The organism is Siccibacter turicensis LMG 23730 (assembly GCF_000463155.2).
Lineage (GTDB): Bacteria > Pseudomonadota > Gammaproteobacteria > Enterobacterales > Enterobacteriaceae > Siccibacter > Siccibacter turicensis.
This window is the reverse complement of sequence record NZ_AWFZ01000042.1, coordinates 482724-496107: the sequence shown is the minus strand read 5'-3', so window position 1 is coordinate 496107 and position 13384 is coordinate 482724. Positions and strand designations below refer to the sequence as shown.

General features: G+C 59.0%; 14 protein-coding genes. 6 read left to right on the top strand and 8 right to left on the bottom strand.

Annotated elements, in window-relative coordinates:
- Positions 1-159, top strand: a 159-nt coding sequence (locus DW58_RS21420; RefSeq protein WP_412778449.1) for a substrate-binding domain-containing protein, incomplete at its 5' end; no start/stop codon positions are given.
- Between the two features lie 3 nt (positions 160-162).
- Here the strand turns inward: DW58_RS21420 and DW58_RS20275 are convergent.
- Positions 163-336, bottom strand: coding sequence for a GhoT/OrtT family toxin (locus DW58_RS20275; RefSeq protein WP_071789272.1), 174 nt, complete (start codon positions 334-336; stop codon positions 163-165).
- 188 nt (positions 337-524) lie between these two features.
- Here DW58_RS20275 and DW58_RS21200 point away from each other — a divergent pair, with 188 nt between their 5' ends.
- On the top strand, positions 525-680 hold the full coding sequence (locus DW58_RS21200) for a hypothetical protein (protein WP_162831864.1): 156 nt from the start codon (positions 525-527) through the stop codon (positions 678-680).
- A 465-nt stretch (positions 681-1145) separates the two neighbouring features.
- Here the strand turns inward: DW58_RS21200 and DW58_RS14290 are convergent, their stop codons facing one another.
- From DW58_RS14290 to DW58_RS14270, 5 genes are all read right to left on the bottom strand, one after another.
- Entirely contained in the window at positions 1146-1628 is a 483-nt protein-coding gene (locus DW58_RS14290; RefSeq protein ID WP_024549538.1) for an NUDIX hydrolase, read from the bottom strand.
- Positions 1621-2238: a hypothetical protein gene (locus DW58_RS14285; protein ID WP_024549539.1), complete on the bottom strand. Its 618-nt coding sequence runs from the start codon at positions 2236-2238 to the stop codon at positions 1621-1623. Before DW58_RS14285 ends, DW58_RS14290 begins: the two co-directional genes overlap by 8 nt.
- A 28-nt stretch (positions 2239-2266) precedes the next feature.
- Positions 2267-3073, bottom strand: coding sequence for a membrane lipoprotein lipid attachment site-containing protein (locus DW58_RS14280; protein WP_024549540.1), 807 nt, complete (start codon positions 3071-3073; stop codon positions 2267-2269).
- A 305-nt stretch (positions 3074-3378) separates the two neighbouring features.
- A complete protein-coding gene (gene patD, locus DW58_RS14275) occupies positions 3379-4803 on the bottom strand; it encodes an aminobutyraldehyde dehydrogenase (RefSeq protein ID WP_024549541.1) in 1425 nt (474 codons plus the stop codon).
- Between the two features lie 230 nt (positions 4804-5033).
- On the bottom strand, positions 5034-6440 hold the full coding sequence (locus DW58_RS14270; RefSeq protein WP_024549542.1) for an aminotransferase-like domain-containing protein: 1407 nt from the start codon (positions 6438-6440) through the stop codon (positions 5034-5036).
- 210 nt (positions 6441-6650) lie between these two features.
- Between DW58_RS14270 and DW58_RS14265 the strand changes: the two genes are divergently transcribed.
- From DW58_RS14265 to DW58_RS20270, 3 genes are read left to right on the top strand one after another with little or no spacing between them, the layout of a single operon-like run.
- Positions 6651-8060 carry a cytochrome ubiquinol oxidase subunit I gene (locus tag DW58_RS14265; RefSeq protein ID WP_024549543.1) on the top strand — a complete coding sequence of 470 codons (1410 nt, stop codon included), beginning with the start codon at positions 6651-6653 and terminating at the stop codon, positions 8058-8060.
- Positions 8060-9070 carry a cytochrome d ubiquinol oxidase subunit II gene (cydB, locus tag DW58_RS14260; RefSeq protein ID WP_024549544.1) on the top strand — a complete coding sequence of 337 codons (1011 nt, stop codon included), beginning with the start codon at positions 8060-8062 and terminating at the stop codon, positions 9068-9070. Before DW58_RS14265 ends, cydB begins: the two co-directional genes overlap by 1 nt.
- Positions 9070-9204, top strand: a complete 135-nt coding sequence (locus DW58_RS20270) for a DUF2474 domain-containing protein (protein WP_071789273.1) — start codon at positions 9070-9072, stop codon at positions 9202-9204. The genes cydB and DW58_RS20270 overlap by 1 nt, the downstream gene beginning before the upstream one ends.
- Positions 9205-9352: 148 nt before the next feature.
- On the opposite strand, the gene DW58_RS14255 is transcribed toward DW58_RS20270, so the two are convergent.
- Positions 9353-11317, bottom strand: a complete 1965-nt coding sequence (locus DW58_RS14255) for a peptidase U32 family protein (protein WP_024549545.1) — start codon at positions 11315-11317, stop codon at positions 9353-9355.
- A 239-nt stretch (positions 11318-11556) separates the two neighbouring features.
- Positions 11557-12093 carry a helix-turn-helix domain-containing protein gene (locus tag DW58_RS14250; protein ID WP_024549546.1) on the bottom strand — a complete coding sequence of 179 codons (537 nt, stop codon included), beginning with the start codon at positions 12091-12093 and terminating at the stop codon, positions 11557-11559.
- 95 nt (positions 12094-12188) lie between these two features.
- Between DW58_RS14250 and DW58_RS14245 the strand changes: the two genes are divergently transcribed.
- Positions 12189-13358: a benzoate/H(+) symporter BenE family transporter gene (locus DW58_RS14245; protein ID WP_024549547.1), complete on the top strand. Its 1170-nt coding sequence runs from the start codon at positions 12189-12191 to the stop codon at positions 13356-13358.
- Positions 13359-13384 lie beyond the last annotated feature (26 nt).

The window sequence follows — 13384 nt, the reverse complement described above, 5'->3', positions numbered from 1 at the left end:
GGGGGGGTGCCCCCCCCGCCGCTCTCCACCGTTCAACAGCCGATGCATCAGCTCGGGGTGCGCAGCGTGCAGCTACTGCTGGCGCGGATTGACAATCCCGACACGCAGCCGGTGGATGAAATCCTGGCGTGGGAGATTGTCAGCCGTGGCTCGGCCTGACGATTAAAACAGGGAAAACATCAGCGCGACCGGGAAACTCATCGGCCAGGTGGCGCCCACCAGCAGCGCGCTCAGCACTTTCATACTCAGCCGATCTTTGGCGAGGAAAAAGGTGATCAGCGTGGCCAGCGTCGCCATTACGCCGTAGAAAACCAGCATGTGTTGGTAAAGCGTCATCGTTAGAGTGTGATCCAGCTTCAAAAAAATTCGCGCGCACTATGCGCGATTTTTTGACACATATCAAGAACCAACCGGGCAAAGCGGAGAAACCTCACCCGTTTTACCCGTTCCCATCAATATTCAGAGGTATGGCGATTACTCAGAATGCGCTACCTTACGGCTTTGTCACCCGCACAGGATGAATCATGTCTACTTTCAGCATCATCGCCATTCCGTTTTTTCTGCTGGGCATGATTATGCTGGCGCTCGCTGCAACGCAGAGACAACAGACCTGGCTGCTGCTCGGCGGCATTTTTATGGCGTCGTCACTGGTGAATGCGGTAATTGGCTTGAGCATGTAACTGAGCGACAGACACGCGCCGGGGTACTGCTGGCACGTTCATCTGGTGTTGCACGATACAGGCATCCGCGACGCCTGTATCACCCCCAACCTACCCTTCCTGGCTGTCATCCCGCTTACGCGGCACTTCACCCTGTTTAGCGGGCGGCTTCTTCGCCGGATTTTTTTCGGTATCGGAATCTTTTACCTGGGTGTTTTGCTTGTCCGTCATAACGCTCTCCTGTGATGGGCGATACGTTAAGCGTAGTAGATTGCCCCGCCATTTGCGAAGCCACGCGCACCTTGCCGCTGCGCTATAAGTGAGTTTTGCTTAAGTCTGATTTCAGATAAAGAAACTGATAAGGCTGGTAATTATTTCGCAGATGAATATTTTAGTAGCGTTCTTGTAACGAGTGACCCCTTGGTCTCCCTTCTGAAATGTTCTGGATTTCACTTCAGAAGGGTTTTTTTTCGGGTTGTGAGGCGATCAGGCGTTCTGCGCCAGCAGCAGCATAAGGGCCGCCAGGGTAAAATTATCTTTAATCTCCCCTGCTTTTACCGCGCGCATCAATGCCGGCAGCGGCATCAGCCGCCAGCTGAGCACGCCTTCACTGTGCTGAAGCGTGATACCGCGGGTCCCGATGACGGTGCATTGTACCGCCGCGATATTATCCTGAATCAGCCCTGAGTCGGTGCGCAGTTCCCCCAGCACCTGAACCGCTACCCCATCAAGATTGAGCTCTTCTTTGAGTTCACGAAGGCCGCCCACGGCGTGTGATTCACCCTGCTCCAGAAACCCGCGTGGGAACTCCAGTAACACCTCATCGCCACGCTGATGTTCAATCAGAATGTAGCTGTCACCCACTGTGGGAATTACCACCGCGCCGCCGGTTTTCTGATAAATGCGCAGGTAACCTTTATCGTTTAACGTAACGTTAAAGTACTGATTTTCATGTACTTTTTTAGCCAAAATTTACTATCCATGTCTGGTATTTACCTGAAGATCGAATCACCATTATAGTGCTTCTCAGGTAGTACAAAACGTAAATCAGGTATGCGGAAATCTCAAAAATAAACGCCAGCTCTTTGTGACTGAATTTGAGCATGAGCAGCACTTCTTTCACCAGCATCGCGGCGGGCAGCCCGGAAATAAGCGTCATGCCGAGAATCACCCGGTTCTCAATGCCCTCGAACAACTTGCGCAGCGGCCTGGCTTGTAGGGTGGCGTCAACGCGGGCGTAAAAGGCCTGCGCCTCAGCCTTAATATCGGCCGGGTCAAACACCTCGCGCATAATAATATTATTGAGGAACAGCACGGAATTGGTGTACTGCATATGCCATGAACGTAGCCCGGCCAGGGTGCGTATTGTCATGCCGCTGACCAGAATCATCACGATGTTGAACATGATCGGCGAATACGGGCTGTTCAGGATCTTCGAAATATTGCCGTACGAACCAAAATAAAATGAGAGCACCACCAGATAAAACGCAATCGCCTGATCGCGTTTGGTGGATTGATCCTTCAGATGCTCATTGCACCGTTCGTATACGGAAAGCAGAAACTCTTTTGAAGATGACATATGCAGGCGCTACCTTATGTTTCCCGAATTATTTTCCAGCTTGCTGCTTCAACTGCTGCAAGCGCGCTTCATCGTTGTCGTTGAAGGCGACCATATTGTAGATCGGCTTTTTGTCTGCCCCATCCGCGCGGAACAGCCATACCGAGAACGCCTCAGGCGTCAGGTGACCGTCATTTGCCCATGCCGTTTTATTTCCCAGCGAAAGCGTGATTTCACCGCGTTCACCGGCGGCAAGCGGTTGAGGAAATACATAGCTGAACGTTCTGGCCGTGTCCGGATAGGGTTTGCCATCAATAAAGCGCTCTATGACCCAGGAGACGCCGTAGACCGGGATTTTTTCGGGGTTGGTTATGGTCATGATAAGGGTAACCGGCGCATCGCCGTTCACCTCTTTACCATATTCAATCCGCGAGGACTTGAGTTCAAAGGCCTGCAGTTTTTCGGTCGCCAGCTCGCGATGGGCTTTATTTGCTTCAAGCGTGGCGATTTCACGGGCTACCGCCTGACGTTTTTCATCCGCCTGTTTGCGGGTAATCTCATCGGCAAGGCTAATAACCTCTTTGCCCGATTTACCGTTCAGCGTCTCTTTGAATTTATTCTGGATAAAAGCGTCATTCTCTTTTTCTTTGGCCTGCAGTAATTCCGGAATGGAAATATTGCTTAAAGCAACCACTTCTACCGCTTTATCAAAGCGCGGTTTATCTGCTTCATCCAGACTATTACGTACTTCCTGAAGAGAGGATTTCAGCGTGTCTTCCGTCGTGGCGTCGATTTTAGGATCGTTACAGCCCGCAAGCAGCAGCACCGCCAGCGCAGAGATAATCATTTTTTTCATTATTACTTCCTGATAAGCGTGCGCGGCGCGTTATTCACGCCGCGCAAAAAGAGGTGCCGTGCGGTATTACCAGGCCAATTGTTCACCGGAGGCTTTAAGGTTTTGCGGTACATCATTGGCCAGCGCAACAGAGGGTATAAGACACGCGAATACAATGACGCACTTCTTCATGAAGCATCCTTTTCTGAAATATAAATAGTTTTTATCAATGTAACGCAGCGGCAGCGAAAAGTTAACTCTTAAACCAGGTGGGTTTATCAAACTGTGAAATAACGTCACCGCCCGAAGGCGGTAACGTCATGCGCTTAGTGTTTTATCATCACGTGACGCACTACGGTGTAATCCTCAAGACCATAGAGCGACATATCTTTGCCGTAACCGGACTGTTTCTGGCCGCCGTGCGGCATTTCGCTGACCAGCATAAAATGGGTGTTGACCCAGGTGCAGCCATACTGAAGCCGGGCGCTGACCCGGTGGGCGCGCCCGACGTCCCGCGTCCATACCGAAGAGGCCAGCCCGTAGGGAGAGTCATTGGCCCAGCCGATCACCTGCTCTTCATCCTCAAACGCCGTAACGCTCACCACCGGGCCGAACACTTCCTGTTGAACGATGTCATCCTCCTGCTTCGCACCAGCCAGCAGCGTGGGCTGGAAGAAGTATCCGCTGCCCTGCACTTTCTCGCCGCCGGTCACTACCCGGATATGCGGAAGCCCTTTGGCACGCTCCACCGCCTGCGTTACGCGCTCCAGATGCGCCAGCGAGCTGAGCGGCCCCAGTTCGGTATCCGTGTCGTCCGGCGCGCCATGCTTGATGCTCGCCACGGCCGTGCCCAACTTTTCAACCAGCGCGTCGTAGATCGCCGCGTGGGCGTAGATGCTGCAGGCAGCGGTGCAGTCCTGCCCGGCATTGTAGTAACCGAAGGTGCGCACGCCCTCCACGACGGCATCAAGGTCGGCGTCATCAAACACCACCACCGGGGCCTTACCGCCAAGCTCCATATGGGTACGCTTAATGGTGGCGGCAGTGTGGCCGATGATGTGCTCCCCGGTGGCGATGGAGCCGGTGAGTGACACCATGCGCACGGCGGGATGCCCGGTCAGCGCATCGCCCACCGTCTGGCCGCGACCAAACAGCACGTTAAGCACGCCGGGCGGCAGGATATCTTTGACCAGCTCCGCCAGCCGGAAGGCGGTCAGCGGCGTGATCTCGGACGGTTTGAGCACCACGCAGTTACCCGCCGCCAGGGCAGGCGCCAGCTTCCAGGCCGCCATCATCAGCGGATAGTTCCAGGGGGCGATGGAGGCCACCACGCCCACCGGGTCGCGGCGGATCATCGAGGTGTGCCCCTCAAGGTACTCACCCGCCGCCAGACCGTTCAGGCAGCGTGCGGCACCGGCAAAAAAGCGGAACACGTCCACCACCGCCGGCAGCTCATCGTTAATCACACAGTGATAGGGTTTACCGCAGTTAAGCGACTCCAGACGCGCCAGCGATTCGGCATGGGCTTCAATCATGTCCGCCACCGCCAGCAGCGCTTCAGCGCGGGCTTTCGGGGTACTGCGCCCCCACTCCACAAACGCGGCGCTGGCCGCACGCACCGCCTCATCCACCTGCGCCGGCGTGGCTTCCGCCATCTCCAGCAGCACCTCACCCGTCGCCGGGTTAAACACCGGCAGCCTGGCGCCTGCGCCCTCTACCAGACATCCATCAATTAACAGCTGGCTTTGCATCATGCTCCCCTCGCGATCGTCACCCTGACCCCTGCGTCAGGTATATGAAAAAACAGTAGCCTTCGGCACGTCGTCGCACCCTCAGACGGGCGGATTTTTAGCCAGGATGTGACGAAGCGCACTGTGTAATGGTGCGCTCGTCAACCGCAGAGCGGGCGCGCTTTTTACAGTGTAGATAGCCAGGGGAGCGGGCAGACAAGGTATTGCAATTTCCTCTGGCCCGAGGAGGGTTACAGCATCTCGCGCACCAGCCGGGCGAGGGTTTCCACCGCCTGGATTTCACGCTCGTTCCACTCCCACGAGGCGTTGAAGCGGAAAAAGGGGCGCCAGGTATCGCTGGTGCTGAACATTTTGCCAGGCGCGATGCTGATATTGTGTTGCAGCGCCCGCTCGCTCAGCACGCTGGCATCCAGATAAGGCGGTAGCTCCAGCCAGAGGAAATAGCCGCTGTCGCTGCGGTGAATTTTGACGTCGGGCGGCAGGACGCGTTGCAGCGTCTGGGTCGCCAGGGCTTTGCGCTGGGCCAGCATTCGGCGCAGGCGTCGCAGGTGAGTGTCGTAGCGCTTGGTCGCCAGGTAATCGACCAGTGCAAGCTGCATCGGCGAGCTGGTCGAGAGCGTGCTCATCAGCTGCAGCTGCTGGATGCGACGGGCATGCTTACCCGCCGCGACCCAGCCGATGCGAAAACCGGCCACCAGACATTTGGAGAATGAGGAGCAGTGCAGCGTCGTGCCGCTGGCGTCGAACGCCCGCGCCGGGAGCGGCTTATCGCGCCCGTAGTAGAGCTCGCTGTAAACGTCGTCCTCAATCAGCGTAACGTTATGCTCGTTAAGCAGCGCTACCAGGCGCTGTTTTTTCTGCGGGCTGAGGGTGAAGCCGAGCGGGTTCTGGCTGTTAGTCATCAGCCAGCAGGCTTTCACGGGATACGTGTTGAGCGCCTCTTCCAGCGCCGTCAGGTCAATCCCCTCCTGCACGTCGGTCGCCACCGACAGCGCCTTAAGCCGCAGCCGCTCCAGCGCCTGAAGCGCACCATAAAAGCAGGGGTTCTCCACGATCACCCAGTCTCCCGGCTCGGTCACCGCCTGCAGGCTCAGGTTGAGGGCTTCCAGCGCCCCGGCGGTAATAACGATCTCATCCGGTGAGATGCTCATGCCCTGAGAGGCATAGCGGCGGGCGATGGCATGGCGCAGCGCCTCATTGCCCGGCGGCAGGTTCTCAATCACGCTCATGGCGGTGGCGGTTTTACTGACGTTGGCCAGCGAGCGGTTAAGCTGTGCCAGGGGGAACAGTCGTGGGTCGGGAAACGCCGAGCCAAAGGGCACCACCGCGGCGTTGGTGCTGGCCTGCAATACGTCGAAAATGTAGGTGTTGATGTCCACGGCTTCATCGCGTACCACCTGCGCCGGCGGCGCGGGTTTCGCGAGCCGCGGACGAGGCGCGACGTAGTAGCCTGACTGGGGCCGCGCCACGATCACGCCCTGCCCCTCCAGCACCTGGTAGGCATGGCTGACGGTCATAAAGCTGATGCCGCTGCTGGCGACCTGTTCGCGCAGCGAGGGTAATCGGTCGCCGGGCTGCCAGACGCCCAGCGCAATTTGCTCGGTGATCTGCTGTGCCAGGCGCTGATATTTTTTCATCCCTACTCCCAGGACGTCCTGCCCTGAATAACAAGATCTTAGCCAGACCGCAGCAATCCCATCATCGTCTGCCGCTTGGCTATAACAGAATGTCAAAACTACACTTTTTTCTCCAACTGTTATAGTCAAATTACACTATTCTGATTCTGCTTCCCGCCACCGGTACTGTTTACCATGGTGCAGGACACGATAATGTCATGAGGATTGTGCATGTTTGGTTTAGACGCGTTTATGCTGGCAAGGATACAGTTCGCTTTTACTGTCTCTTTCCATATTATTTTCCCGGCTATCACTATCGGGCTTGCCAGCTATCTGGCGGTGCTTGAAGGTCTGTGGCTGAAAACAAAAAATCCGGTATGGCGCTCGCTGTACCATTTCTGGTCAAAAATCTTCGCCGTTAACTTCGGGATGGGCGTCGTGTCTGGCCTGGTAATGGCCTATCAGTTCGGTACTAACTGGAGCGGCTTCTCTGAGTTCGCCGGCAGCATTACCGGGCCGTTGCTCACCTATGAAGTGCTTACCGCCTTCTTCCTCGAAGCGGGCTTCCTCGGCGTGATGCTGTTTGGCTGGAACAAAGTCGGCCCCGGCCTGCACTTCTTCGCCACCTGCATGGTGGCGCTCGGCACGCTGATGTCCACCTTCTGGATCCTCGCGTCAAACAGCTGGATGCACACACCGCAGGGATATGAAGTGATGAACGGCCAGGTGGTGCCGGTGGACTGGTTCGCGGTGGTGTTTAACCCGTCGTTCCCCTACCGCCTGTTCCACATGTCGATTGCCGCCTTCCTGAGTAGCGCGCTGTTCGTTGGTGCTTCAGCGGCCTGGCATTTGCTGCGCGGCAACGACTCCCCGGCAATCCGTAAGATGTTCTCCATGGCGCTGTGGATGGCGCTGCTGGTGGCACCGATTCAGGCGATGGTCGGCGATATGCACGGTCTGAACACCCTGAAGCATCAGCCGGCGAAGATTGCCGCCATCGAAGGCCACTGGGAGAACCCGCCGGGTGAAGCCACGCCGCTGCTGCTGTTCGGCCTGCCGGACATGGAAGAGGAGCGCACGAAATACGGGCTGGCCATCCCGAAACTGGGTAGCCTGATCCTTACCCACAGCCTGACCGAACAGGTTCCGGCGTTAAAAGAGTTCCCCAAAGAGGATCGTCCTAACTCGACGGTGGTGTTCTGGTCGTTCCGCATTATGGTCGGCATGGGCTTCCTGATGATTGGCCTTGGCCTTATCGCCCTGTGGCTGCGCTATAAGGGCCGCCTCTACCACTCGCGTCCGTTCCACCACTTTGCGCTCTGGATGGGGCCATCCGGGCTTATCGCCATTCTGGCCGGCTGGGTGACCACCGAAGTGGGACGTCAGCCGTGGGTGGTCTACGGCCTGCTGCGCACCCGCGACGCGGTATCCGCGCATGGGGATCTGCACATGAGCATCAGCCTGCTGACCTTTATCGTGGTTTACACCTCGGTGTTTGGCATCGGCTATCTCTATATGGTGCGGCTCATTAAGAAAGGCCCGGACCCGGTAGACAGCATTCCATCGTCCACCACCGGCACCCCTGCCCGTCCGCTTTCGGCGGCTGGCGACAGGCTGGAACAGGCTGAGGAGAAAAAATAATGGGTATCGATCTCTCCATTATCTGGTTCGTCATCATCGTGTTCGCCACGCTGATGTATATCGTCATGGACGGCTTCGATCTCGGGATCGGTATCCTGTTTCCGTTCATCCGCGATCCCCATGACCGCGATGTGATGGTTAACAGCGTCGCGCCGGTGTGGGATGGCAACGAGACCTGGCTGGTGCTGGGCGGCGCCGGGCTGTTCGGCGCGTTCCCGCTGGCGTATGCGGTTATTATCGATGCGTTGACCATCCCGCTCACCGCCATGCTGATCGGCCTGATTTTCCGCGGCGTGGCGTTTGAGTTTCGCTTCAAGGCGACCGAGTCGCACCGTCCGTTCTGGGATATCTCCTTCCTGTGCGGCTCGATTCTGGCGACCTTCAGCCAGGGCGTGGCGGTCGGGGCGGTGATCAACGGCTTCCCGGTGGAAGGCCGCAGCTTTGCCGGCGGCGCGCTCGACTGGCTAACGCCGTTTAACCTGTTCTGCGGCCTGGGTCTGGTGATCGCCTATGCCCTGCTGGGTGCCAGCTGGCTGGTAATGAAAAGTGAAAATCCGCTTCAGGACAGGATGCGCGTGGTGGCGAAGCCGCTGCTGCTCGCCCTGCTGGTGACCATCGCGGTCATCAGCGCCTGGACGCCGCTGACCCACCCGGATATCGCCGACCGCTGGTTCAGTTTCCCGAACCTGTGGTTCCTGCTGCCGGTACCGGTTCTGGTGGTGCTGTTCAGCTTCTGGCTGTGGCGCTGCCTGAATAACCCGCACAGCCACACGCTGGCATTTGTCCTGACGCTGGGGCTGATTTTCCTCGGCTTTAGCGGGCTTGGGATCAGCATCTGGCCGCACATCATTCCGCCGTCCATCACCATCTGGCAGGCCGCGGCACCGCCAGCCAGCCAGGGCTTTATGCTGGTCGGCGCGCTGCTGATTATCCCGGTTATTCTGGTCTACACCTTCTGGAGCTACTACGTGTTCCGCGGCAAGGTTCAGCATGGGGAGGGCTACCATTGATGGCACAGCAAAACCCGCTCTGGAAACGCCTGCTGTGGATGGTGGTCCTCTGGGGCGGCAGCGTGCTGGCGCTGTCGCTGGTCGGGATGTTCTTCAGGGTACTGATGACCGCGGCAGGATTTAAGTCGCATTAAACAAAAGGAGGCGCAAGCCTCCTTTTTTATTGGGGTTTCCCCGCGCCAACACGCGGCGGAAATAACGGCACATTGTTTACCGGTACCGCGGGCAGCCGTGTCATGGGTAATGCGCACGCGGCGGCGCAAGGCCGCCGTCGTTACCCTGTTAAATCCCTTTGCGCTTCGGCAGGGTTTTCATCAGATCGTCAGCGCTGATGGAGGCTACCACGCTGCCGGGCAGCGGCATTTTGAGGATGTGGTTTTTCATCTTGCCGATGACGTGCATCTCACACGGGCGACAGTCGAATTTCAGGGTCAGCACCTCGTCGCCGTTAATCAGCTGCATCGGCGTGGCCTTCCAGCTTTTGATGTTGCCTTTCGCCTGTTTCGGGCACAGGTTGAAGGCGAAGCGCAGGCAGTGCTTGGTGATCATCACCGGCACATCGCCCTTCTCTTCGTGGGCTTCATAGGCCGCATCGATCAGCTGTACGCCATAGCGGTGATAAAACTCGCGTGCTTTGTGGTTGTAGACGTTCGCCAGGAACGACAGGTGCGTCTCCGGGTAGACCGGAGCCGGGTCGCTCACCGCTTTGCGCAGGCCGCGCGGGTACGCCGCCAGACGGGCCGCATCCAGCGCCTCAACCGCGTCGCGGCGCAGCTGGTTGAGCTGGCTGTTCGGCACGAACAGCGCGCCCGGCAGCGTAATCTGCACGTCCTGAGCGTAGTAGATGGTCTGCCCCAGCTTCGCCAGGCCGTCCTGAAGCGAAGACAGCGCCTTTTCGGCGTTGGTGGCCTCGTCGAACTGCCCGTCCAGCGTCTGGGTTACGCTGACGCCGTCCTCGCTGGTCAGCGTCAGTATCAGCTGTTCCTGCCAGCCGCCAAGCGCAATCTTCACGCCGATGCGGCGCTCGCTGGAGGTTTTCAGCAGCGCCTGCTGCCAGTTATGGTCGAGGTTGCGGTTCAGGGCGTGATGCGGACGCAGGTTCTTCAGCCCCTCAGGCATCTCGTTCGGGAAGACGCGGTAGCGATTTTCCGCGGTTTTCTGCGCGACGTTAACGCGAAAGCCGACCACTTCACGCTTGATCATCACGTTCAGCCCGTCGCCGTTCGCCAGCGGCTCGGTGGTCTCCACATCAAGGTGATCGCGGCCAACCTTAAGCACTTCCCCGACCGGCAGGCCGATGAACTTCGGCGAGTCAAAAGCGCCGATATCGATTTTGCGGGCGTTAACAAAGTAGTCGGTGCTGCCGCGGTGGAAGGTTTTATCGGTGGAAGGCACGAAGAAGTGCTCGGTGCGTCCGGCGGAGGCGCGCGCCAGGTCGCCGCGGTCTTCAATGATCGCATCCAGCATCTGACGATAGTGCGCCGTGATGTTTTTCACGTAGCTCATGTCTTTGTAGCGCCCTTCAATCTTGAAGGAGCGCACGCCTGCATCGACCAGCGCCGCCAGATTGGCGGTCTGATCGTTATCTTTCATCGACAGCAGATGCTTGTCATAGGCCACCACGCGGCCCTGATCGTCTTTCAGGGTATAGGGCAGACGGCAGGCCTGGGAGCAGTCGCCGCGGTTCGCGCTGCGCCCGGTGTGGGCGTGGGAGATGTTGCACTGCCCGGAATAGGCCACGCACAGCGCGCCGTGAATGAAAAACTCGATGGTGGCGTCGGTGTGGTCGTGAATGGCTTTGATCTGCTGAAGGTTCAGCTCGCGGGCCAGAACGATCTGCGAGAAGCCGACATCCGAGAGAAACTTCGCCTTCTCGACGGTGCGGATGTCGCACTGGGTGCTGGCGTGCAGCTCGATGGGCGGAATATCCAGCTCCAGCACGCCCATATCCTGCACGATCAGCGCGTCCACGCCCGCCTGCCACAGATCGGTGATCAGGCGCTGCGCCGGTTCCAGCTCGTCATCGTGCAGAATGGTGTTCAGCGTCACGAAGATTTTTGCCCCAAAGCGGTGGGCAAACGGCACCAGTTCAGCGATATCGCGCAGGCTGTTGCTGGCGTTATGGCGCGCGCCAAAGCCCGGGCCACCGATATACACGGCGTCGGCACCGTGCAGGATCGCCTCACGGGCGATAGAGACGTCGCGAGCTGGGCTGAGCAGTTCGAGATGAGAAGAGTGCAGGCGCATGTAGTCATTATCCGAGATGTGCGAAAGGCGGCTATTGTAGTCAGAAGCCCGTCGCAGGGGAATAGTTTCACGCGCCCCGCGGCTATTTGCTCGCGCCGGGAAAGCATAGCGAAATAACGTGGTTCACCAGCGCGCCGTCACTGGGTAAGGTGAAAGGGTTTTCCGGACTGTTACATCCTGATCACACTGTCGTTGTGATTCGTCGTTGCTTACCGCAGGCTTTGGGCCTGCGGTTTTTTTTACGCCTTTGCCGGGTAGTGAATCAGCGAGTGAAACTGGGTCGGCGTCTGCTGCGCGTTGCGGTAGCTGTGGGGGCAATCCCCGGCGAACCGCACGCCCTCGCCCGCCGCCAGCGTCTGCCAGACGCCGTCGATCTGCATATCCAGCGCCCCGCTGATGACCACCACATGTTCAATCACACCCGCTTCATGGGGCGTAGAGTCGCTTTGCGCACCCGGCCCCAGCGTAATGGCAAAGTGGTCAAAACGCAGCTGCGCGTCGTAGGGAAACAACGGTGTAATGGTCATGCCGTTGCTCTGTGGATCGTAGACCGGGCGTGGCGCAGGCGTTGGGGTGACCAGAAATTCCGACAGCGGGACGTTAAACCCGGTGGCGATTTTCCACAGCGTTGCCACGGTGGGGCTGGACTCATTGCGCTCAATCTGGCCCAGCATCGCCTTTGATACGCCGGTCAGCTCAGCGGCCTGGGTCAGACTTAGCCCGCGTGACTGACGCAGCTGTTTTAGCCTTGCGGCCAGGTGCGTTGCGATATCCATTGTTCTTCTCCTTTTGCGCCGCAAGTATAGCGCCTTGTGCGTTATAGCGCACGGTGATAGAGTCGCTGGACGTTATAACGCACAAAAGAGGCTCTATGCGTTCGTTCTCTCTCCCTCTGCCCACGCTGCTGGCGGGCTTTGTCGCGGTGCTGGTGGGCTATGCCAGTTCGGCGGCAATCGTCTGGCAGGCGGCCGATGCCGCCGGGGCGTCGCCCGCGGTGATTGCCGGCTGGATGACGATGCTCGGTATCGGCATGGGGGTCAGTACCCTGGTGCTGACCCTGTGGTTTCGCGCGCCGGTACTGACCGCATGGTCAACGCCGGGCGCCGCCCTGCTGGCGACCAGCCTGCCGGGGGTGCCGATCCAGGAGGCGGTTGGCGTGTTCGTGTTCTCCTCGGCGCTGATCGTGCTGTGCGGCGTCACCGGCCTGTTTGCCCGGCTGATGACCTTCATTCCCCACGCGCTGGCCGCGGCAATGCTGGCGGGCATTCTGCTGCGCTTTGGTTTGCAGGCGTTCGCCACGCTGCCGGATAACCTGCTGCTGTGCGGCGGCATGCTGTGCGCCTGGCTTATCGCCAAAGCCCTCGCGCCACGCTATGCCATTGTGGTGGCGCTGCTGGTCGGGCTGCTGCTGGCGGGCCTGACCGGGAGGATTGCTGCCTCGGCCATTACGGTCACGCCGGTGCTGCCGGTGTTTACCGTCCCGCACTTCACCCTCGCCTCCCTGCTCGGCATCGGGGTACCGTTCTTTCTGGTGACCATGGCTTCGCAGAATGCGCCGGGGATTGCCACCATGCAGGCGGCGGGCTACCGGCTGCCGGTGTCCACGCTGATGACGGTGACCGGCGGCATCGCCCTGCTGCTGGCGCCGTTTGGCGTGTTCTCCATCTGTATTGCGGCCATCACCGCTGCCATCTGCCAGAGCCCGGAGGCGCATCCCGATGCCGCGAAGCGCTGGCAGGCCGCCGCCGCCGCGGGGGTATTCTATCTGCTGGCCGGGATCGCCGGCGGGTCAATCGCCACCCTGCTGACCGCCTTGCCACAGGCGTGGATCCTGATGCTCGCCGGGCTGGCGCTGCTCGGCACCATCAGCGGCAGCCTGTGGCAGGCGCTGGTTGATGAGACGCACCGGGATGCGGCGGTGGTGACGTTTCTGATTACCGCGTCCGGATTTACGCTGGGCGGAATCGGGTCGGCGTTCTGGGGACTGGTGGGAGGTGGCGTGAGCTACTGGATTCTGGGGCGTGCGCGTCGCGTTCGCTAGATCTGCCGGGGCGCCCTGCGCGCCCC